This is a genomic window from Azospirillum sp. B4, assembly GCF_000333275.1.
In the GTDB taxonomy this organism is placed as follows: domain Bacteria; phylum Pseudomonadota; class Alphaproteobacteria; order Azospirillales; family Azospirillaceae; genus Nitrospirillum.
The window spans coordinates 1-19,863 of the sequence record NZ_BACU01000483.1; the positions used below are offsets into that span (position 1 = coordinate 1).

Below are 19,863 nucleotides of genomic sequence, written 5' to 3' on the forward strand. Positions count from 1 at the left end.
CACGTCCAGAAGGCGAAGCCGACATAGGCCACGAACAGCTCCCGTCGCGCCGCCACGCCCAGCATGTTCAGGCCCATCAGGGCGAAGACCTCGTCCACCTGCTGGTTGATGGCGTTCAGGTCGATGCGCCGCGCCAGGTCCCACATCACCCGGTCCACCGCCGCGATGTCGGGCGCCCGGCCCATGGCCAGCGGCTCGACGAAGGGCACGGCCAGGGTTTCGCGCTCCTCGGCACTCAGGAAGGCGCCGGATTCGTAGACGCGCAGCCGTTCCAGGCAGTCGTACAGGTTGGCCTTGATCTCATCCAGGTCGCGGGCGGCGACGTCGGCGAACTCCGCCTCGTCCACCCGGGCATAGAGTTCGTTCAGCGCGCGAATGACGAAGCGCAGGCGCCGCCCGCGGAAGCCGACGTCGAAGGCCAGCAGGAAGCGCACCCAGGGCGGGGCGTCACCCCCCGGCATGCCATCCCCCCGCCGTTCCAGGCTCCAGGTCGTCACCTGGTCGGGGGTGATGCCGGTGGCGCGCGCCCAGGCGTGCAGGGCGTCCGTCGCCTGGCGCGCGGCCGTGGTGCCCGGCTGATAGCCGCATCCCACCGCCACCAGCCGCCCCATGGCGTCCAGGACGGAGGTCAGCTTCAGCCGCACATAGGCCTCATAGGCGAAGCCCGCCTCCTTGGCCGCGCGGCCGTTGGCGATCTCCCGCCAGTCGTGGATCTGGGCGTAGGTCAGCTCCGCCGGCGGTTCACCCCCCACCACCTCGTGCACCAGCTGGGTGATGCCGGGCCGCGCCGCGTCGATGACGGAACGCAACTGGCGCACCCGCGCGTTGTTGTGATCGATGGACACCAGCTCATCGCGCACCGGCTCATTGCGCGGGATGTCGGACAGCGCCCCCTTCAGCGTGCGGAAGAAGCCGGGCGTCTCCGCCTTGGCCACGCGCTTCAGATGGGCGGGGTCTGGGTCGATGTAGATCAGCCGGCGGTCGACCTCGCGATAGGCCGGGCGGCCGGAGATGGCGCGCAAGGCCTCGGCGAAGGGCTTGTTATTCAGGACGCTGCCATCGATGAAGCTGATGCGCGCCGGGTCCACGCCCGCCGCCTGGTAGCGGCGGAAGTTCTGCTTAAGGAAACGTTCCCGCTCCGGCCAGCCCTGGCCCCGCCGGGCCAGCAGGCCGTCCAGCGCGCGCAGGGCCGCCGGCGCGAAGGCGCCAGGGAAGGATGAGGTGGCGCGGGCGGCGAACACCAGGCCGGGCACGGCGCCTTCACCGAAATCCGTGTCCACCTGGCCGCCGGGCCAGCGGCGGTAGTGGAACTCCAGGACGTGGCGATGCTCGCGCTCCTCCACCGACGGCGGATCATGGGCGGGGATGCGCTGCAGGAAGCCGTGGAAGTCGGTAACGGTGACGAACAGGGACAGGGACTGTCCCGCGGGCAGCAGCGAGGCGTAGGGGCTGACCGGCCGGCCCATGGCCGACGCCGCGTCCAGCAGCATTTCCATCAGCCGCCCGCCGTCGAAGGGCGGCTTGAACCAGCGCGAGCGCACGAACATGGACAGTTTCCAGCGCATCTCGTCATCCGGCGCCAGGCGCATCAGCCGGCCCAGGCCATAGGCCAGGAAGGGCTTCAGGAACCACTTGCTCCACTTCTTCGCCCGGCCGTCCTCCACCATCAGGTTGGTGACATCCGCCCCCTCCAGCCACAGTTCCGTCAGGGCATCCATGTCCAGGTCATGGGCCAGCGCCCGGCCCAGCAGGACGCCGTTGATGCCGCCGGCGGACGACCCGGCGATGACGTCGATGACGATGCGCAGGTCGATATGGGCCCCCACCTCCTGCAACAGGGTGACGTAGACCTCCTCCGTGTCCAGCGTATGGGGGATGCCATCCAATCCCGCGCCACTGCTGTACCCGATGCGGCGGGCCAGATCCTCCTGCAGGGCCTGGTAGCTGCCGGTGGCGCGCAGCCGGGGATCATGGGTGCCATGGAAGACGCGCGAGGCGCGGGCCAGCTTCAGCAGTTCCTTGGTCACACCGTGCATGTAGACGGCCAGCGACACCCCGCCGTAGCAGACGAGCGCCATGCGCAGTTCTTTTTCTTTCACGGCATGGTCCGGCGGTGGTGATGGCTCCCGCCCGCGACTGTCGCGCCGTGATCCGAAGCGGTCAATTAAGTTAAGTTTTTTGAGGGTGAGTTAGGTTCTTGAAGGGCGCCGGTTGCGCGCCAGCGTGGTCACCAGGACGCCGCCGCCGATCAGCAGGGTCGCGGCCGTCTCCGCCAGGCTGGGCGCCTCGCCCAGCGCCAGCGCGCCCAGGCCCAGCGTCACCACCGGGATGAGCGCCGGCAGGGCGGCGGCGCCGGTGGCGCCCAGCAGGATCACGGCGCGGTTGAAGGCAGCCAGGCCCACCAGGGTGGTGAAGCAGCCCTGGTAGATGGCCTGCAGCGCGATGTCGTGCGCCGCCGCCTGGCCGATGCCCTTGGGCAGGGCCAGGGCGTAAAGCGGCAGGTACAGCAGCGCCGACCCGGTGGCGACGATGGCGGTGGCATGCAGCGGCCCCACACCGCTGCGTCGCAGGACGATGACGTAGAGGGCCCACATCAGCGCGCCGCCCAGGAACAGGGCGTGGCCCAGCGCGGCCCCGGCCTCGGCGCCGCCGACCAGGCTGGGCCCGCCGATCAGCAGGCTGCCGGCCAGGATCAGGGCGATGCCGGCCCAGCCGGCGGCGGGCAGGCGTTCCCGCAGGAACAGGGCGCTGAGAAGGGCGGTCATGGCCGCCATGGGGCCGGGAGTCAGCGCAGCGGCGTGGGAGGCCGGGGCATAACGCGCGCCAGCCGCCAACATCAGGGCGTAAGGGGCCCCTGAACCCGCGACCAGCAGGGCCAGGCCGCCGGGGCCAAGCCGGTTGAACGCCAGGCCCTTGCGGGTCAAGATCGGAATCATCAAGGCGCCGGCGGTGGCGAAGCGCAGGGCCACCAGGTCGAAGGCGTTCAGGCCGGCCTTCACGCCCATGCGGGTGACGACGAAGGACCCCGCCCACACCGCCACCGCCAGCAGCCCCCATAGCGCCCCGCGCAGGCCGGGGTGCGCCCAGCGGCTGACGGGTGCCGGAAGCGCGGCGGCGGTGTCGGTCATGGCTACAGGCCCAGCACGTCGCGCATGCTGTACAGGCCGGGCGCCTTCGCCCCCGCCCAGATCGCCGCGCGCACCGCACCCCGGGCGAAGATGGCGCGGCTGCCGGCCTTGTGGGTCAGCTCGATCCGTTCGCCCTCGGCGGCGAAGATGACGGTGTGGTCGCCCACGACGTCGCCGCCGCGCAGGGTGGCGAAGCCGATGTGCCCGGCTTCCCGCGCGCCGGTGTGCCCGTCCCGCACCCGGTCCGACACGGCGTCCAGGTCGACGCCGCGACCGGCAGCGGCGGCGCGGCCCAGGCCCAGCGCGGTGCCCGACGGCGCATCCACCTTGTGGCGGTGGTGCATCTCCGCGATCTCGATATCCCAGACATCCGGTCCCAGGGTGCGGGCCACGTCTTCCACCAGGGCCAACAGCAGGTTCACGCCCAGGCTCATGTTGGGCGCCTGCACCAGGGCGGCCGTCCTGGACGCGGCGTCGATGGCGGCCTGCTGGTCGGGGGTGAGGCCGGTGGTGCCCACCACCAGGGCCGTGCCGTGGCGGGCGGCCAAGCCGGCGTGCGCGGCCGTGCCGGCGGGGGTGGTGAAGTCGATGACGGCGTCGCTGGCGGCGAACAGGGCGTCGGCGTCGCTGGTGGACAGGATGCCGGCGGGCTCCAGCCCCGCCAAGGTGCCCAGGTCCCGGCCCAGGTCGGGATTGCCGGGCCGCATGGTGCCGCCCGACAGGGTGGCGCCGGGGGTGCCCAGGGGGGTGCCCAGCACCTCCCGCATCAGCATGCGGCCCATCCGGCCGCCGCAGCCCACGATCCCGATCCGCATGATCCCGCCCTCACCAGTCACAGTCTGGGGGCGGTCTTAACACAGCTTACCCGCCGAGGCAGCCCGCCAAAGCCTGCGCGTTGGCGCGCATCAAGGCGGCGTAAAGCTCAGGGCCGGGGGGCAGCAGGGCGCCTTCCGGATCCAGCACGCCGCGCTTGGCCTGGGTTCCGTCCACCAGGGTGCCGATCAGCGCCGTCTCGAACTGCGGTTCGGCGAAGACGCAGGCGGCGCCGGAGGCCTGGATGCGGGCGCGCAGCTGGCTGAGGCGCGCGGCACCCGGCCGCACCTCCGGGTTCAGGGTGATGGCGCCCACGCCGTCCAGGCGGTAGCGGGCCTCCAGGTAATGAAAGGCGTCGTGGAAGACGACGAAGGGCTTGGCGCTGATGGGGGCCAGGATGGCGCCGATCTCCGCGTCCAGGGCATCCAGGGCGCGCAGCAGGTTGGCCAGATTGTCGCGATAGCGGCCGGCGTTGGCGGGGTCGCGCTGGATCAGGGCGTCGGCCATGGCGCGGGCCATGGCCTTGGCATTGGTGGGGTCCAGCCAGGCGTGGCCGTCGATCTGGGCGTCGGCCGCGCCGCCCGCCACGGCCGGCACCAGGTGGGCATGGCCGTCGGCCGGCGCGCCGTCGCCGTCCATCCAGGCGCCGGCGCCGCGCAGGGCCAGGGGGCGCAGGCCCGGCGCCTCGATCAGGGTGACGATGTGGGCGCCCCGGGCCAGGCTGGCCAGCGGCTTCACCAGGAAGGGCTCCAGCGTCGGGCCCATCCAGAACACGATGTCGGCGTGGGACAGGGCCTCGGCGTCCGACGGCTTCAGGCTGAAGCTGTGCGGGCTTGCCGTGCCATCCACCAGCAATTTGGGCTGCCCCACACCCTGCATCAGGCTGGCGGCCAGGGAATGCACAGGCTTCACGCTTGCGACCACACGGGGTGCTACCACAGGGGGGGCCGCCACCTGGGGCGCATCCGCCCGCGACGGGACGGTGAACGCCAGCCACAGCAGGGCGACCAGGGACAGGATGCGGAAGGGGGACATGGGGGAACCAACTGCGTGAAAGAGGCGCCGGGCGGGCTGCCTCAGCATGCAATGTTATATTATAACGTTTGTCAAGTCGGCTCGGATGCCGTAAAGCCGGGGGGCACGCATACCCGCGCCGCAGGCCGCCCGCCGACAGGTCCCACACATGCTCTCAACCGAACCGCTTATCAAGACCACCGGACTGACGGTGCAGTTCGGCCGGCGCACCGTGTTGCAGTCGGTGGACCTGGCCGTCACGGCGGGCGAGGTGGTGACCCTGGTCGGGCCGAACGGCGCCGGCAAGTCCACCCTGCTGCGCAGCGTGCTGGGCCTGCAACGGCCCACGGGTGGCACGGTGTGGCGCAAGGCGGGCCTGCGCGTCGGCTACATGCCCCAGCGCCTAGCGGTGGATGCCACCCTGCCCCTGACGGTGCGGCGCCTGCTGGCGCTGTGGGGGCCTGTCACGCCCGAGGCGGTGGAGGCCACCCTGGGCGAGGTCGGGGCCGCCGCCCTGGCCGACAGCCCGGTCCAGTCCCTGTCGGGTGGGGAGGTGCAGCGGGTGATGCTGGCCCGCGCCCTGCTGCGCCGGCCGGACCTGCTGGTGCTGGACGAACCGGCGCAGGCGGTGGACGTGGCGGGCCAGGCCACCCTGTACGCCCTGATCGACGCGATCCGCCGCCGCCACGGCTGCGGTGTGCTGATGGTCAGCCACGATCTGAGTTACGCCATCTCCGGCACCGACCGCCTGGTCTGCCTGAATGGCCATGTCTGCTGCGCCGGCCGGCCGGAGGATGTGCGCCGCCATCCCGATTTCCAGGCCCTGTTCGGGGTCGATCCATTGGCCATGCCGGCGTGGCTGTCCTCCGCGGGGCCGCACAGCCACGGCACCACCCCACCCGGCTGCCAGCATACGCACGCCCCCAGCGACGCCAAGGACCCGCACCCCCATGGATGATTTCCTGCTGCGCGCGCTGGCCGGGGGTATCGGCGTCGCCCTGGTGGCCGGTCCCCTGGGCTGCTTCGTCGTCTGGCGGCGCATGGCCTATTTCGGCGACACCCTGTCCCATGCCGCCCTGCTGGGCATCGCGCTGGGCTTCGTCGCGGGCATCAACCTGATGCTGGCGGTGGCGCTGGTGGGACTGGCCCTGGCCGGCGTGCTGGTGCTGATGCAGCGCCAGCGCAAGCTGGCCACCGACACGCTGCTGGGCCTGCTCAGCCACACCACGCTCAGCCTGGGCCTCATCGCCGTCGCCCTGCTGCAGACGGTGCGGGTGGACCTGATGTCCTACCTATTCGGCGACATCCTGGCCGTCAGCGACGGCGACCTGCTCTGGATCTGGGGGGGCGGGGCCGTGGTGCTGGCCATGCTGGCCTGGTTGTGGCGCCCCCTGCTGGCCATGACGGTGAGTGAGGATCTGGCGCGGGTTGAGGGCGTGCCCGTGCTGGCGACGCAGGTGGGTTTCATGATGCTGATGGCCGCCACCATCGCGCTGGCCATGAAGGTGGTGGGCGTGCTGCTGATCACCGCCCTGCTGATCATCCCGGCGGCCTGCGCCCGCCGATTCGCCCGCACGCCGGAAGTCATGGCCGGGATGGCGGCCGTCATCGGGGCGCTGGCGGTCTGTGGCGGGCTCGGCGCCTCTTTCCGGGCGGATTTGCCGGCGGGGCCGGCGGTGGTGGTTGCTGCGGCCGCGTTGTTCCTGCTGTCCCAGCTTTTTCCCCGGCGGATCGTCCGCTGAAACCGGTACCGGCACCGGTGAAACGCGGTGGGGGGCACCCCGGCTTTCGCGCCCGCACACCGTTTTAACTAATTTTTAGGCATAATTTCCCTACCGGAACCGCGTCATATCGGTCACTATCTAATTAACACCGCGTGAACCGACGCCCACCCAGCGTGTGGCAGACATGACGATGGAGCATGGTTTGGATCGGTTCCCCCCCGCCGGCATGAACGCCGGTCATGCGCAGGCGTCCGCTGGCTCCATGAGCCAAGGCTTCATCGCCGGAGATCTGCGGCGCGATACCGATCGCTCGGCGGCCAGCCGGGTCGCCCGGTTGGCCTGGTTCGAACTGGCCGCCGCCGCCACCCGACGATCCCTGGCCCAGAACCTGGCCGCCGACCTTGGCCTGCCCGATCTGGAAGAGCTGGATCTGGCCACGCTTGGCCCAAACAGCCTGGCGTCCTGACACGGCTACAGCCTGGCGTCCTGAGGCTCGGGCGCGTCAGGAGCCTGGCGTGGCGGGGGCGAAGCTGGTGGGTGCTGGGTCCACCACCGTGACGCCGGCCTTGCCCACCTCCAGCACCGACAGCCCCCGTTCCACCTGGCCCGTGGGCAGCAGGCGGAAGACGCCGTCGATGCCGGCGAAGCCGTTGGGGTCCGTCAGGTTTTCCCGGACATAGGCCTTGTGGCCCTTGGCCAGCACGGCGGCCAGCGCCGTGGCGTCATAGGCCAGGGTGGCCAGGCGCGGCGGGCGCTGGCCGTACACGTCGTTGAACCGCTTCTCGAAGCCCATGCGCGCGTCCGGCGCGGCGCTGGCGTACCAGCCCCCCACCAGCGACGGCTCCCGCCCAAGGCCCGGCTCATCCCATTGGCCCGTGCCCAAGAAGCGCACCGGGCCGGGATCGATGTCGAAGAAGGGCAGCAGGGGCGCCACCTCCTTCAGCCGCTGGCCGCCTTCCGCGATCAGGATGGCCTGGAAGGGCAGCTCCTCCGTCGTCGGCGCGGGCTTGCCGTCCTTGGCCGCCTCGCGCGCGGCCGCCGCCTGGGCGTGGCGCTGGTCGAAATTCGACAGGCGCTTGATGGTGTCGCTGACGTCCTTCTGCGTGGGCTGATAGCGGGCCACGCGGGTCAGGTCGGCCCCCGCCTTGGTCGCCGCCTCGCGCATGGCCTGTTCCACCATGTCGCCGTTGCCGCCCACCGGCGCCAGCAGGGCCAGGCGCGTCAGTCCGTGGGACGCGGCATAGCTGACCACGCGGGCCACCTGGTCCTGAGGCTGGAAGCCCAGCACCCAGGTGCCGCCATTGGGGGCGTGGGTGTCGGCCACGGTGGCGTCGTTGGAAAAGCTCAGGACCGGCACGGCCCCGGCCACCGGCGCCACGGCCTTGGCGTCCACGCCATAGACCGGGCCGATCAGCAGGCGGGCGCCGGCGGCCAGCGCGTCCTGCGCCGCGGCCACCGATCCCTCGGGCGTGCTCTTGGTGTCGCGGATCAGCAGCTGGAAATGGGGGTCGGCGGTGTCGAACAGGGCCATCTGCGCCGCCTGCTGCATAGCCTCGCCCAGGCCGGCGGCCTTGCCGGTCAGGGGCAGCAGCAGGGCCACGCGCACCGTCTCATCCGCCGGGATGGCGGCGGCGGGGGCCGGCGGCGTCCCGGGCGCGGGTTCCGTCGCCTGAGGCTGGGGGGCGGCCTGCTGCGGCGCTTGCGCCTGCGGGGCCGGGGCCGCTACCGTGGGCTGCCGCTGCTGCTGCTGGCTGGCGCAACCGCCCAGCACGGCGGCCAGCAGCAGCAGCGCCGCTGCGGTCCTGGCCGCCATGCTCTTGGCGGACATCCCGGCATACCTCATCGCAAACCCACCCGTTGATCTCATGAAACCGCAGCAACCGCCTGTCGACGACGTCGATGCCGGCGAGGTCCCCGACGACACCCTGTCCGACGACACCCTGATCGATGACGATGCCGCGCGGGACGGGGCAGAGCCTAGCGGCAGCGTCGGCTCGCGTAAACCGCCGCCTGGCCTGCATGTCGTCGCCACCCCCATCGGCAACGCTGGCGACATCACCTTGCGCGCGCTGGAAACGCTGAAGGGCGTGGACGCCATCGCCTGCGAGGACACGCGGGTGACAGCCAAGCTGATGGCCCGCTACCAGGTGCGCAAGCCCCTGCTGGCCTATCATGAGCATAACGCCGCCCGCATGCGGCCCCAGCTGCTGGCCCGCATCGCCGCTGGCGAGGCCATTGCCCTGGTGTCGGACGCCGGCACGCCGCTGATTTCCGACCCCGGCTACAAGCTGGTGCGCGAGGCGCGGGAGCAGGGGCTGCATGTCACCCACCTGCCGGGCGCCAGCGCCACCCTGACGGCCCTGGTGCTGGCCGGCCTGCCCTCCGACCGTTTCCTATTCGCGGGCTTCCTGCCGAACAAGACGGGCCCCCGCCGCGCGGCGCTGGAGGAACTGGCGCCGGTGCGCGCCACCCTGGTGCTGTTCGAGTCGGCCCAGCGCCTGGCCGACCTGCTGGCCGATGCCGCCCAGGTGCTGGGCGGGCGCGAGGTGGCGGTGGCGCGCGAGCTGACCAAGCTGTTCGAGGAGGTGCGGCGCGGCACCCTGCCCGGCCTGGCCACCCACTATGCCGAAAACGGCCCGCCCAAGGGCGAGGTGGTGGTGGTCATCGGCCCGCCGGCGGAAACGGATGGAGAGGCGGTGGACATCGACGCCCTGCTGCGCGCGGCCCTGCGCACCCTCAGCGTCCGCGACGCCGCCGCCACGGTGGCGGAGGCCAGCGGCGCCCCGCGCAAGCAGGTCTACCAACGGGCGCTGGAACTTTCCAAAGATGACGCGGGCCAAAGATGACGCGGGCTGAGCGGCTGGCAAGAAAGACGCTGAAGGGCCGCTCCGGCGAGCGCCTGGGACGCTGGGCGGAGGCCTGGTGCCGCCTGGCCCTGCGGCTGAAGGGGTATCGCGTGCTGGCCAGCCGGTGCCGCACCCCGGCGGGGGAAATCGACATCGTCGCGGCCCGGGGCGGCCTGCTGGCCATCGTCGAGGTCAAGGCCCGCCCGACGGAGGAGCTGGGGCATCTGGCCGTCAGCCCGGGCCAGTGGCGGCGCCTGGAACGGGCCGCCGGCCTCTATGTCGCCGCCCGTCCCCGGCTGGCGCGCCATGCCATCCGCTTCGACCTGATGATCGTCCGTCCCCGCCGCTGGCCGGTGCATCTGCCGGATGCCTGGCGGGCCACCGGGGGCCTTTGATGGTCGACACCCGCCCCGGCGATGCGCTATGTCCCCAAACGCACCCATAGCAGGAGGGAGCGTCCAGTCCGTGACCAGCCAGGGGCCCCAGACCGACGGCCGGAACCGCAGCCGTCCGGGCCGTGCCCGGACGCAGGCCCGTGCGCTGTTGCGCGCCGTGGGCCTGATGGCGGATGGCCAGATCGACCTGGCGGAAGCGGCGCTGGCGCTGTCGGTCCTGTCCGGTGGCGAGGGCGCGCTGGCCCCCTATCGCCGGCACCTGGCGGCCATCGCCGCCGCCGTGGGCAGGCGGGTGGCGAAGGGTGGCGGTCAGGCCCCCGCATCGTTGGCGCTGGAGGATTGCCTGGACGCCCTGCGCGTCGTTCTGGTCGACCGCATGGGCTATGAGGGCGACAGCACGACGTATGAGGACTTGCAGAACGCCAACCTGGCGCGGGTGATCGACCGGCGCCGGGGCCTGCCGGTGGCGCTGGGCATCCTTTACATCCATGCCGCCCGGGCCCAGGGCTGGGACATGGTGGGTTTGAATTTTCCCGGCCATTTCCTCATCCGCCTGGATCACGGCGGCGAACGCGCCATCATCGATCCCTTCGGCGGCGGCCGCACCCTGAGCGTGGTGGAGCTGCGCGACCTGATCAAACAGACCTCGGGCACCGCGGCGGAGCTGGAGCCCGACCACTATGCGCCCGTGGGCAACCGCGACGTGCTGCTGCGCCTGCACAATAATGTGAAGCTGCTGCACATGCGGGCCGACCGGCCCGATCTGGCGGCCGAGGCGGTGGAGGCCATGCTGCTGATGGCGCCGGGCCAGGTGGCGCTGTGGCGCGAGTCCGGCTTGTTGCGGGCGCAGCTCGGCCATATCTCTACGGCCATCACCGCGTTCGAGACCTTCATGGATTTGGGAACCCGGGCCGGCACGCCGGCCCAGCTGCTACACCAGGCGGCGACCCTGGTCCAGCATTTGCGCAATCGCCTGAACTAGGCCTTACAGCACCGCCGGCGCGGCCGGGGTGGGGGAGATGAGGATGAGCCTGTCCGTTGCCATTCAGATGGACCCGATGCACTCCATCAACATCGATACCGACAGCACCTTCATGATGGCGCTGGAGGCGCAGCGGCGGGGGCACACCCTCTACCATTACCTGCCGCAGGACCTGGCCTTCCGCCACAGCCGCCTGGTGGCCACCGCCCGGCCGCTGCAGGTGCGGCGCGAGCGCGGCAACCACCACACCTTCGGCGCGGCGGAGACGCTGGATCTGGCCAGCGTGGACGTGGTGCTGATGCGCCAGGACCCGCCCTTCGACATGGCCTACATCACGGCCACGCACCTGCTGGAACACGTCCATCCCAAGACCCTGGTGGTGAACGACCCGGCCTCCGTCCGCAACGCGCCGGAGAAGCTGTTCGTCACCCACTTCCCCGACCTGATGCCCCCCACCCTGATCACCAGCGCCAAGGACGAGGTGCTGGCCTTCCGCCGGGAATACAAGGACATCATCGTGAAGCCGCTGTTCGGCAACGGCGGCTCCGGCGTCTTCCATGTGAAGCCGGACGACGAGAACCTGGGCGCCCTGCTGGAGACCTTCACCCAGCTCTACCGCGAACCCATCATCGTGCAGAAGTACCTGCCGGAGATCCGCCAGGGCGACAAGCGCATCCTGCTGGTGGATGGAGAGCCCGTGGGCGCCGTCAGCCGCCTGCCGCAGGAGGGCGAGGCCCGCGCCAATTTCCATGCCGGCGGCAGCGCCGCCAAGACCGATCTGACCCAGCGTGAGCGGGAAATCTGCGCCACCATCGGCGGTACCTTGCGCGACAAGGGCCTGGTGTTCGTGGGCATCGACGTCATCGGCGACTATCTGACCGAGATCAACGTCACCAGCCCCACCGGCATCCAGGAGATCAACCGCCTGAACGGCGGCGCCATCGAGTCCACCTTGTGGGATGCCATCGAGCGGCGGTACGCCGCGTCACGGTAAGGCCAGCGGCGGTTCAGCGCTTCGCGCTAGTTTGCCCTGCGGGCGCGGCCATCCGGCCGCTTGCCGTCCTCGTTTTCCAGTCCGCTGCCGCTCCCCGGAAAACTCCGGGGCCCGCGGTCGCGGACCAGGAAAAGGCAGGGGGAGCCTGCTGCGGGGCCGACCGTTGAAAACAGGTCACACCGTTCCCTAATTATCACCCTGTCCGAATGATTTGCCGGCCTTTCCCGGGTGCGGGGTGGCATAGGCCATGATACGCTTCATATCACTGGCATGAAGCAGTGATGGCGCCGCCGCATCGGCGCCTGGTCGATGAGGCGGTCGATGGCTGGCGTGGACGGTAATGGCAGGGAGGACGGCCCCAAGCGGCCCCCCAGAGTGCCCGGCGGATCGCCGGGCGGCACCGTTGCCAATGCCGAGCGATTGCGCCGCCAGGGCGACCGCATCCGCGAGATTGAGCGCTTGATGTGGGGCGCCCGCGTCTTCGCCGACGGCGGGGAACCGGACCCGCAGGCGGACTGAGCCTCCCCCGCCCTTCTCCTAAGCCACGCCACTAAGTCCCGGCGCCGAAGCGCCAGCGCCGCTTGGCGCGCGCGGCCTGCCGGCGGTCCGCCACCTGGGCCAGCACGGCGCGCCGCTGGTCCGGTGTCATCGCGCCCCAATGCGTGATCTCTTCCAGCGTGCGCAGGCAGCCGGCGCACAGGTCCGTGCGCGTGTCGATCCGGCAGACGCGGGTGCAGGGGCTGGCGACATAGTCGTCAGGATCCGGAAGGACGGGATGGGTGTCGGGTGTCTTGGTCAAGGGCGGCACCTGGCTGGGTGGAAACCCAGATATACCCGGCGCCCGGCTGCTTGTCCCCTGCGGGCGGAGCCCGGGATTCACACCCTTTGTGACATGCCGTTAACCCGCTGTTGTTTCTTTGGCGCTAGGAATGGGATTATCCTGTCGCCCTGCGCGACGCAGGGGGGCCCGGTCCCTGAGGAATTCGGTCTTGGGGGATCGGAGCGGGGAAAGCGGAAAGGTACGGATAAGGATGTCGGTGTTGGAGACCGCGCGGCGCCGCCGCCCGGCCGTCTTTTTCCTGACCCGCGGCCCCCTGTTGGCCGCGCTGTCCGGCCTTGCCCTGACCGTCCTGGCCGCCTTCTACGTCCATTCCATGCTCTCCGGCGTGGCGCAGGCCCGGCTGGCGGACGAGGCTGACGCGCGCAGCCGCCATGTGCAGCAGCGTCTGGACCGCATCGCCGCCACGTTGGCCGCCGAGGGCGACTTCCTGACCGCCAACCCCGCGCCCGCGGAGTTCGACCGCCAAGTGGCGCTGCTGATCGATCTTCGGCCAGAGATCCGGAGCGTGTCCTGGGTGGGGCCGGACGGACGCGTGCTGCGCACCGGCCCCGCCGGCGCGGATGAGGCCTCCCCCGGCTTCGCCGACCTCACGTTCGCCGTGCCCATCACTGGTGTGCCCGCCGCGGGCGCGTCCACGGGCGGGTCCACGGGCGGCGGCGTCACCGTTCGCCTGGGCAGCGACGGCGCCAGCCTGCTGCTCGCCCGCGTCACCCCGGGTGTCGGCACGGCGCTGGTGGCCCGCATCGACCTGCGCGACCTGTTGACCCTGCGCATGGACGGGCAGGCCGATCCCGCCCTGTGGACCCGCCTCAGCCTGCGGTCGCGCGGGGGCGAGGCCGCCTTCGTCCAGACCGGCCACGCCGCCACCGCCACTGCGGAATTCAGCCGTGCCATCTCCATCGGCGATGGCATGTGGTGGCTGGACATGACGGGGGACCTGGTCGCCGGCCTTGCCCGCCAATGGTGGGAGGTGGAGGCCGTGCTGGTCTTCGGCCTGGCGCTGACCCTCGGCGTCAGCCTGGTGCTGATGGTCAGCCGCCGTCGCGCCTATGACCGCGTCGTCCTGATGGAAAGCCTGGAACAGGCCAACGCTGTCCTGCATGCCAGCGAGCGCAAGTACCGCGACATCTACGAGAACGCGGTGGAGGGCATGTTCACCATCAGCGTCGGCGGCGCCTTCCTCTCGGCCAATCCCGCCCTGGTGCGCATGCTTGGCTACGCCTCCGAAGGGGAACTGGCCACGGCCGTGGCCGATGCCTGGGCGCAGCTGTTCATCGACCCGCGCCCCCGTGCGGATTTCCCGCGCGACGTGGTGGATCGGGGCGCCGTCCAGGACTTCGTCGCCGAAATCCGCCGCAAGGACGGCAGCACGCTGTGGGCCTCCCTCTCCGCCCGGGTGCTGCTGGACGGCGCCGGGCGCGCCTACGCCCTGCAGGGCACGGCCGACGACATCACCGACCGCCGGCGGGCCGAGGTGGCGCTGCGCCTGGCCAAGGAACAGTCGGAATTCGCCAGCCGGGCCAAGACCGAGTTCCTGGCCAACATGAGCCATGAGCTGCGCACGCCGCTGAACGCCATCATCGGCTTTTCCGAGATCATCGGCAGCCAGTCGCTGGGCGCCATCGGCAACCCCGCCTACGCCGAATACGCCCGGGATATCCACGACAGCGGCCGCATGCTGCTGGATCTGATCAACGACATCCTGGACCTGTCGAAGATCGAGGCCGGCAAGCGCGAGCTGAACGAGCACATGGTGGACCTGCCGCGTGTCTTCGTCTCCTGCCTGCGGGTGGTGAAGGAACGGGCCATCCGGGGCGGCATCAACCTGCAGACCGACTACGCCGGCTTCCTGCCCCGCCTGCGCGCGGATGAGGTGGCGTTGAAGCAACTGCTGTCCAACCTGCTGGCCAACGCGGTGAAGTTCACCCTGAAGGGCGGCACCGTGACATTGGGCGCCGTGGTGGACGAGGACGGGCGCCTGGTCATCACCGTGACCGACACCGGCATCGGCATGCGGGCGGAGGACATCAGCCGCGCCCTGGAGCCCTTCCGCCAGATCGAGAATCCGTTGACCCGCACGGCCGGCGGCGCAGGCCTGGGCCTGCCCCTGGTGCGGGCGCTGGTTGAACTGCACGGCGGCACGCTGGAGATCGACAGCGAGCCCGGCACGGGCACCACCGCCCGCGTCATCATGCCCGCCGACCGCGTCTGGCCGGACATGGGCCTGGTCGCCGCGGCGAATTGAAATCGCAGACAGATCCAGCCGGCGCCAGCCGTGGCCGGCGCCAGTCGTGCCTGACTTAACGAAGCCGGCTCTGGCGGTTGGCCTTGTTCAATAGATCGAGGATGCGCTCCACCACCACGTCGGCCATGGGCCGCACGGGCGAGGGCCAGATTTCCGCCAGGCGGCCATCCGGGGTGACCAGGTATTTCTGAAAGTTCCAGCGCGGCCAACCGGCCTCGCCCACGCAGCCGGCCGCCCATTGGAAGAAGGGATGGGCGCCCGGCCCCACCACCGTCTGCTTGGCCGCCATGGGGAAGTCGACGCCATAGGTTGTGGCGCAGAAGCGCGCGATCTGCGCCGGGTCGCCGGGCTCCTGCGCCCCGAAGTCGTTGGACGGCACGGCCACGACCATCAACCCCCGACCGCGCAGCCGGGACCACAGGGTCTGAAGCTCGGCATATTGCGACGTGTAGCCGCAGGCGGACGCGGTGTTGACCACAAGGACCGGCTGGCCCTTGAAGGCGGCGAGGCGGATGAGGCCATCATCCTTCAAGCTGGCAAAGGAAAAGCTATGGGCGTTAAGCCGTTCCCGTGTCTTCGTCTGCTCCATGCGCCGCCAACTCATACCGTGATTGGGCCTCGATCGGCTGGTCAACCGGAGGCTGCGCCGATGGCGTGGCCCACCGTTAGGGGAGTCTCGGCCGGAGCCGTCGCGTCAAATGTCGGGCGGCTGATCCCTCCGCCGTTCCGCCGCCATATTTGCAAGATAGTTCGCCCTGCCGCGCCTGCCTACGCCCCAGCGGCCGATTGGGCCGGAACTGTCCTTCGGGATCTGTGCTTTACGGCAACATCCCGCGCCCAGACCGTTGGCAGGCCTACCCGTTAAGGTTACCGTTCGGCCCCCTCGCCCCCTGTTTTTGCCCTACCCTATGGTTGCGGATGATGCGGAAATCTCCCCTCCCCCTTTTCTTCCTGCTTCTGGCGTTCCTGGTCTCGCCATTCCCATGGTCATTCCGGGGAGGGGCCGCCTGGGCACAGACAATGGTTCCCGCCACCCAGGACACGCCAGACCGGAAGACGGGGGACCAGAAGACGGAGGAAAGCTCCGCGCCCTCCCCGGATGATCCCCACCCGGAAGTCCCCCATCCGTCGGTGTCCCATCCGGAAGCCCGGCACCCGGATACCCAGGGGGGTGGGGTGGCCACCCCGGCTGAAGCCGTGCCCGTGCCCGTCCCGGTACAGGCGCCGCCCGCCGTCACGCCGCCCGCCATGTCCCAGGGCACGTCCCAGGGCACGTCCCAGGCCGCCGGGTCCCAGGCTGCCGCATCCCAGGCCGCGGCCCTGCTGCAGACCCTTCAGGATCCCCAGCGCCGCGACGCTCTGATCGCCCAACTTAAGCTGCTGGCCGATGCCAACCCGTCCGCCGCCGCCAGCGCTTCAACAGCCCCTGCCTCTCCATCGGGCGTCCCCCCACTCGCCGCAACCTCGGCCCCAGGTGCCGTGGCGACGGCCACCGCCACGGCGGAAACGGCGGTGGAAACGCTGGGCGCCCGCACCCTGGACGCCCTGTCCGACCGTATCGAGGAACTGAGCGAGGAGATCGCGGCCGCCGGCCAGGCGCTGCTGGACCTGCCCAAGGCCTATCGGTGGGTGGACCGCCAGGTCTCCGATCCCCGCCTGCGGGAGCAGTGGGGCATCCTGGTGGGTGAGGTGCTGCTGGTGGTCATCGCCGGCTATGTGGCGCGGCTGGCCACCTTCTGGGCCCTGGCCCGTCCCCGCCGGGTGCTGGAAAGCCGCCCGGTGAAAAGCGTGTGGGTACGCCTGGGCCTGTTGCTGACCCGGACGCTGCTGGACGCCGTGCCCATCGTCACCTTCGCGTTGGCGGCCTATGGCGTGCAGACCCTGACCCATCCGCCCAAGCCCGCCGCGATGGCGGCCCTGGGCATCATCCTGTCCAGCCTGCTGGTCCAGGGCACCATGCTGGCTGGCCGCATCCTGCTGTCGCCCGGGGCGCCCAGCCTGCGCCTGACGCCGGTTGGGGATGAGACGGCGCACTACATCTATATTTGGGTGCGCCGCATCGCGCTTACCGCCGTCTACGGCTATTTCGTCGCCCAGGTGGCTTATCAACTGGGCCTGCCCTTCCGGCCCTACATGGCGTTGCTGAAGGTGGTGGGCCTGATCGTCGGGGTCATGCTGGTCATCCTGGTGCTGCAGAACCGGCAGAACGTGGCCGATTGGATGCGGGGCCGTGCCCCGGCGACGCCGGAGGACCTGCCCGAGGATGGCGCGCTGGAGGCTCAGCTGGCGGCGGAAATCTCGGGCGACAGCCCCCTAGTGATGGTCCCGCCGCCCAACCCGTCGGCCTGGGGTCTGGTCCGTCGCCGCCTGGCCGAGATCTGGCACATCCTGGCCATCGTCTACCTGATCGCCATCTATGGCATTTGGGCCCTGGAGGTGAAGGGCGGCTTTGGCTTCGTCTCCCGCGCGACGCTGGTCAGCGTCGTCACCCTGATCGTGGCGCGGCTGGCGATGGAGGGCATCGACCGCCTGATCCAGCGCGGCTTCGCCATACCCGATGACCTGAAGCGCCAGTATCCGCTGCTGGAATCCCGCGCCAACCGCTACCTGCCCATCCTGCACCGCGGCACCAAGGTGGTGGTGTGGGTGGTGGCGTTGCTGACCCTGCTGCAGGCCTGGGGCATGGACAGCTTCGGCTGGCTCAGCACCCCTTTCGGCCAGCGGGTCAGCGCCTCCCTGCTGACCATCACCCTCATGGTCGTCTTCGCCCTGGTGGTCTGGGAACTGGTCAGCGGCGGCATCGAACGGTACCTGGGCACCACCGACCGCCATGGTCGCCTGATCGAACGCAGCCCACGCATCCGCACCCTGCTGCCCCTGGTGCGCAACGTCGTGCTGGTGATGCTGCTGGTCATGGTGGCGCTGACCGTGCTGGCGGAGATCGGGGTGAACATCGCCCCGCTGCTGGCCGGTGTCGGCTTCCTGGGCGTGGCCGTCGGCTTCGGCTCCCAATCGCTGGTGAAGGACGTGATCACCGGCCTGTTCATCCTGTTCGAGGACACGATCTCCGTCGGCGACTCGGTGACGCTGGCGGGCTACACCGGCACGGTGGAAGGTCTGACCATCCGCACCATCCGCCTGCGCGACGACAGTGGTGCTGTCCACACCGTGCCGTTCAGCGCCGTCACCGGCATCTCCAACCTGACCAAGGACTACAGCTACTTCACCGCCGATTTCGGCATCGCCTACGCCACCGACCTGACCCGGGCCACCCAGATCATGACGGAGATCGGCGAGGAACTGCAAAGCGACAGCCTGTTCGGCCCCGGCATCCTGGCGCCGCTGGAAATCCTGGGCGTCAGCGAGTTCGCGGAGAAGGCGGTGAAGATCAAGTTCCGCATCAAGACCCGACCCCGCCGCCAGTATGCCGTGGGCCGCGAATTCAACCGCCGCCTGAAACTGCGCTTCGACAAGGAAGGGATACCGTTCCCGGTTTGATGTTCCCAGGCGCCGGGCGCCCGCATCCGCGGGCTTGGCTTCCTCAGTTTTCAGTCCACTACGTTCCCCGAAAACTTCCGGCGGCCCCCGTTCGGGGCCTACAGCGGCATGGGGCATGCCGCTGATGTAGGGAGAGCGTGCCAGGGCATCACCCAAGAACCTCATCCGGGTCGGCCGCGTCGATGACCCGCGCGGCTGTCTCGAAGTCGAAGCCGGCCCTGGCCAGCGTGGCCAGGTCCTTGTCGCGCTTGCCCGCCCGTTCCTCCTCCGGCCGGAAGGGTCCCAGCCGGCGGCGGCGGGCGTAGGCGTGGGCGGCGCGCAGGTCGGCCGCCCCCTCCCCGTCGTCCCCCAGGTCGCGGGCCAGTTCCCCCAAAGCGGCGTCCACCAGCTCCGGGCCCACGCCCTTGGCCGCCAGCTTCTGGCGGATGGTGCGGGTGGACCCGCCCCGGCGGTGCAGGCTGGCGGCTTTGCCCTCGGCATAGACGCGGTCGTTCAGCAAGCCACTCCGCTGATAGCGGGTGATCAGCGACTCCACCCATTCCGCCCCCTGCTCCCGGTCCGTGCCATGGGCGGCGGCCGACATTTCCACCTTGCGCATCAGCACCCGGCGCAGCGCGGCGGTGGAGGCGGCGAAGCGCTCCAGGTAATGCAGGGCCGCCCGCTCCAGATAGGCGGCGCTGACCCGCTTGGGGCCGCGTCGCCCGACGGGCGCGGGGCGTGTGGGCGTGCGTGGGGGTGTATCGAAAAGGTCGTCGGTCATGCCCCATGGTAGCGCCGGCGCCGGCGCTTTCGCCATGCCATCGCGCGTCTCCTGTGACGCTGCTCATATTGCCGGGACGGCGCCCCGGCGTTAAGGTCGCCCCAGCCTTGCCGGGAGCCTGTTCCCGGACCTCCACGCTCGGGCGCCTGATTCCATGACCCTGCTGCAGCAATCCCCCCTTCCTGGCGCCGTGTCGGCCGCGCCCGTCCTGGCCCCCCGTGCCTTGGGCGCCATCAACTGGGTGGGCTTCGCCACCCTGACGAAGCGGGAGATACGGCGCTTCCTGAAGGTCTGGGTGCAGACCATCGCCGCGCCGGTGGTGACCACGCTGCTGTTCTACGCCGTGTCTCGCCTTTTTCGGGCTGGCCCTGCACCGCTATTTCCGCTTCATCGAAAAGTCCTTCGTTCGTCCCCGCCCTCCCGCCGGCGTTTCGCCGCTTTCGCAGGCGGTGGAGACGGATAAGGACACGTGAGGGCGATTGAAGCATCGCCAGCCGCCGTTGACGGTCGGCGCACATCAGTCTACATTGTAGAAGAAATAGCGGAGCGGGCTTGGCGCGATGGGCAGAAACACCCTGGGCACCCTGGAGCAGGCGGTCATGATGGTCATCCTGGCGCTGGGC

The 19,863-nt window shown here is 70.3% G+C and carries 19 protein-coding genes; 11 read left to right on the forward strand and 8 right to left on the reverse strand.

What is annotated here, in order from left to right; all coding sequences use genetic code 11:
• The 4 genes from I55_RS20770 to I55_RS20785 form a co-directional block, all read right to left on the reverse strand.
• On the reverse strand, positions 1–2,099 hold a 2,099-nt coding region (locus I55_RS20770), incomplete at its 3' end, for a patatin-like protein (protein WP_252181237.1).
• Positions 2,100–2,189: 90 nt separating this feature from the next.
• Entirely contained in the window at positions 2,190–3,128 is a 939-nt protein-coding gene (locus tag I55_RS20775; RefSeq protein WP_044562498.1) for a DMT family transporter, read from the reverse strand.
• Between the two features lie 2 nt (positions 3,129–3,130).
• Positions 3,131–3,943, reverse strand: a complete 813-nt coding sequence (dapB, locus tag I55_RS20780; protein ID WP_044562499.1) for a 4-hydroxy-tetrahydrodipicolinate reductase — start codon at positions 3,941–3,943, stop codon at positions 3,131–3,133.
• 46 nt (positions 3,944–3,989) lie between these two features.
• Positions 3,990–4,976: a zinc ABC transporter substrate-binding protein gene (locus I55_RS20785; protein WP_044562500.1), complete on the reverse strand. Its 987-nt coding sequence runs from the start codon at positions 4,974–4,976 to the stop codon at positions 3,990–3,992.
• A gap of 148 nt (positions 4,977–5,124) precedes the next feature.
• On the opposite strand from I55_RS20785, the gene I55_RS20790 reads away from it, so the two are divergent.
• The 3 genes from I55_RS20790 (at position 5,125) to I55_RS20800 (ending at position 7,145) form a co-directional block, all read left to right on the forward strand.
• Complete coding sequence (locus I55_RS20790; protein WP_049974353.1) at positions 5,125–5,913, forward strand: metal ABC transporter ATP-binding protein; 789 nt, start codon at positions 5,125–5,127, stop codon at positions 5,911–5,913.
• Positions 5,906–6,697, forward strand: coding sequence for a zinc ABC transporter permease subunit ZnuB (gene znuB, locus I55_RS20795; RefSeq protein WP_044562501.1), 792 nt, complete (start codon positions 5,906–5,908; stop codon positions 6,695–6,697). Before I55_RS20790 ends, znuB begins: the two co-directional genes overlap by 8 nt.
• 184 nt (positions 6,698–6,881) lie before the next feature.
• Positions 6,882–7,145 carry a hypothetical protein gene (locus I55_RS20800; RefSeq protein ID WP_148293875.1) on the forward strand — a complete coding sequence of 88 codons (264 nt, stop codon included), beginning with the start codon at positions 6,882–6,884 and terminating at the stop codon, positions 7,143–7,145.
• Positions 7,146–7,181: 36 nt separating this feature from the next.
• Here the strand turns inward: I55_RS20800 and I55_RS20805 are convergent, their stop codons facing one another.
• Positions 7,182–8,507 carry a penicillin-binding protein activator gene (locus tag I55_RS20805; RefSeq protein ID WP_049974354.1) on the reverse strand — a complete coding sequence of 442 codons (1,326 nt, stop codon included), beginning with the start codon at positions 8,505–8,507 and terminating at the stop codon, positions 7,182–7,184.
• Positions 8,508–8,544: 37 nt separating this feature from the next.
• Between I55_RS20805 and rsmI the strand changes: the two genes are divergently transcribed.
• The 5 genes from rsmI (at position 8,545) to I55_RS20830 (ending at position 12,415) form a co-directional block, all read left to right on the forward strand.
• On the forward strand, positions 8,545–9,525 hold the full coding sequence (rsmI, locus tag I55_RS20810; RefSeq protein ID WP_044562504.1) for a 16S rRNA (cytidine(1402)-2'-O)-methyltransferase: 981 nt from the start codon (positions 8,545–8,547) through the stop codon (positions 9,523–9,525).
• Positions 9,522–9,920 carry a YraN family protein gene (locus I55_RS20815; protein ID WP_044562505.1) on the forward strand — a complete coding sequence of 133 codons (399 nt, stop codon included), beginning with the start codon at positions 9,522–9,524 and terminating at the stop codon, positions 9,918–9,920. Before rsmI ends, I55_RS20815 begins: the two co-directional genes overlap by 4 nt.
• A 70-nt stretch (positions 9,921–9,990) precedes the next feature.
• Positions 9,991–10,902 (forward strand): SirB1 family protein, encoded by a 912-nt coding sequence (locus I55_RS20820; protein WP_252181238.1) that lies wholly within the window; start codon positions 9,991–9,993, stop codon positions 10,900–10,902.
• 43 nt (positions 10,903–10,945) lie between these two features.
• Complete coding sequence (gene gshB / locus I55_RS20825) at positions 10,946–11,896, forward strand: glutathione synthase (RefSeq protein ID WP_044562506.1); 951 nt, start codon at positions 10,946–10,948, stop codon at positions 11,894–11,896.
• Positions 11,897–12,217: 321 nt separating this feature from the next.
• The gene (locus I55_RS20830; protein WP_148293877.1) at positions 12,218–12,415 is read left to right on the forward strand and encodes a hypothetical protein; all 198 of its coding nucleotides are present in this window, start codon (positions 12,218–12,220) and stop codon (positions 12,413–12,415) included.
• A gap of 31 nt (positions 12,416–12,446) precedes the next feature.
• On the opposite strand, the gene I55_RS20835 is transcribed toward I55_RS20830, so the two are convergent.
• On the reverse strand, positions 12,447–12,695 hold the full coding sequence (locus I55_RS20835) for a DUF1289 domain-containing protein (protein WP_044562508.1): 249 nt from the start codon (positions 12,693–12,695) through the stop codon (positions 12,447–12,449).
• 232 nt (positions 12,696–12,927) lie between these two features.
• Between I55_RS20835 and I55_RS34945 the strand changes: the two genes are divergently transcribed.
• Positions 12,928–14,982: a PAS domain-containing sensor histidine kinase gene (locus I55_RS34945; protein WP_049974355.1), complete on the forward strand. Its 2,055-nt coding sequence runs from the start codon at positions 12,928–12,930 to the stop codon at positions 14,980–14,982.
• 55 nt (positions 14,983–15,037) lie between these two features.
• On the opposite strand, the gene I55_RS20845 is transcribed toward I55_RS34945, so the two are convergent.
• Entirely contained in the window at positions 15,038–15,571 is a 534-nt protein-coding gene (locus I55_RS20845) for a glutathione peroxidase (protein ID WP_049974356.1), read from the reverse strand.
• A 431-nt stretch (positions 15,572–16,002) separates the two neighbouring features.
• Between I55_RS20845 and I55_RS20850 the strand changes: the two genes are divergently transcribed.
• Positions 16,003–18,480, forward strand: a complete 2,478-nt coding sequence (locus tag I55_RS20850; RefSeq protein WP_252181239.1) for a mechanosensitive ion channel domain-containing protein — start codon at positions 16,003–16,005, stop codon at positions 18,478–18,480.
• Between the two features lie 148 nt (positions 18,481–18,628).
• Here I55_RS20850 and I55_RS20855 read toward each other — a convergent pair whose 3' ends face one another.
• Entirely contained in the window at positions 18,629–19,276 is a 648-nt protein-coding gene (locus I55_RS20855) for a regulatory protein RecX (RefSeq protein WP_252181240.1), read from the reverse strand.
• 118 nt (positions 19,277–19,394) lie between these two features.
• On the opposite strand from I55_RS20855, the gene I55_RS39560 reads away from it, so the two are divergent.
• Positions 19,395–19,703: a hypothetical protein gene (locus I55_RS39560; RefSeq protein WP_044562511.1), complete on the forward strand. Its 309-nt coding sequence runs from the start codon at positions 19,395–19,397 to the stop codon at positions 19,701–19,703.
• The last annotated feature ends 160 nt before the right edge of the window (positions 19,704–19,863 follow it).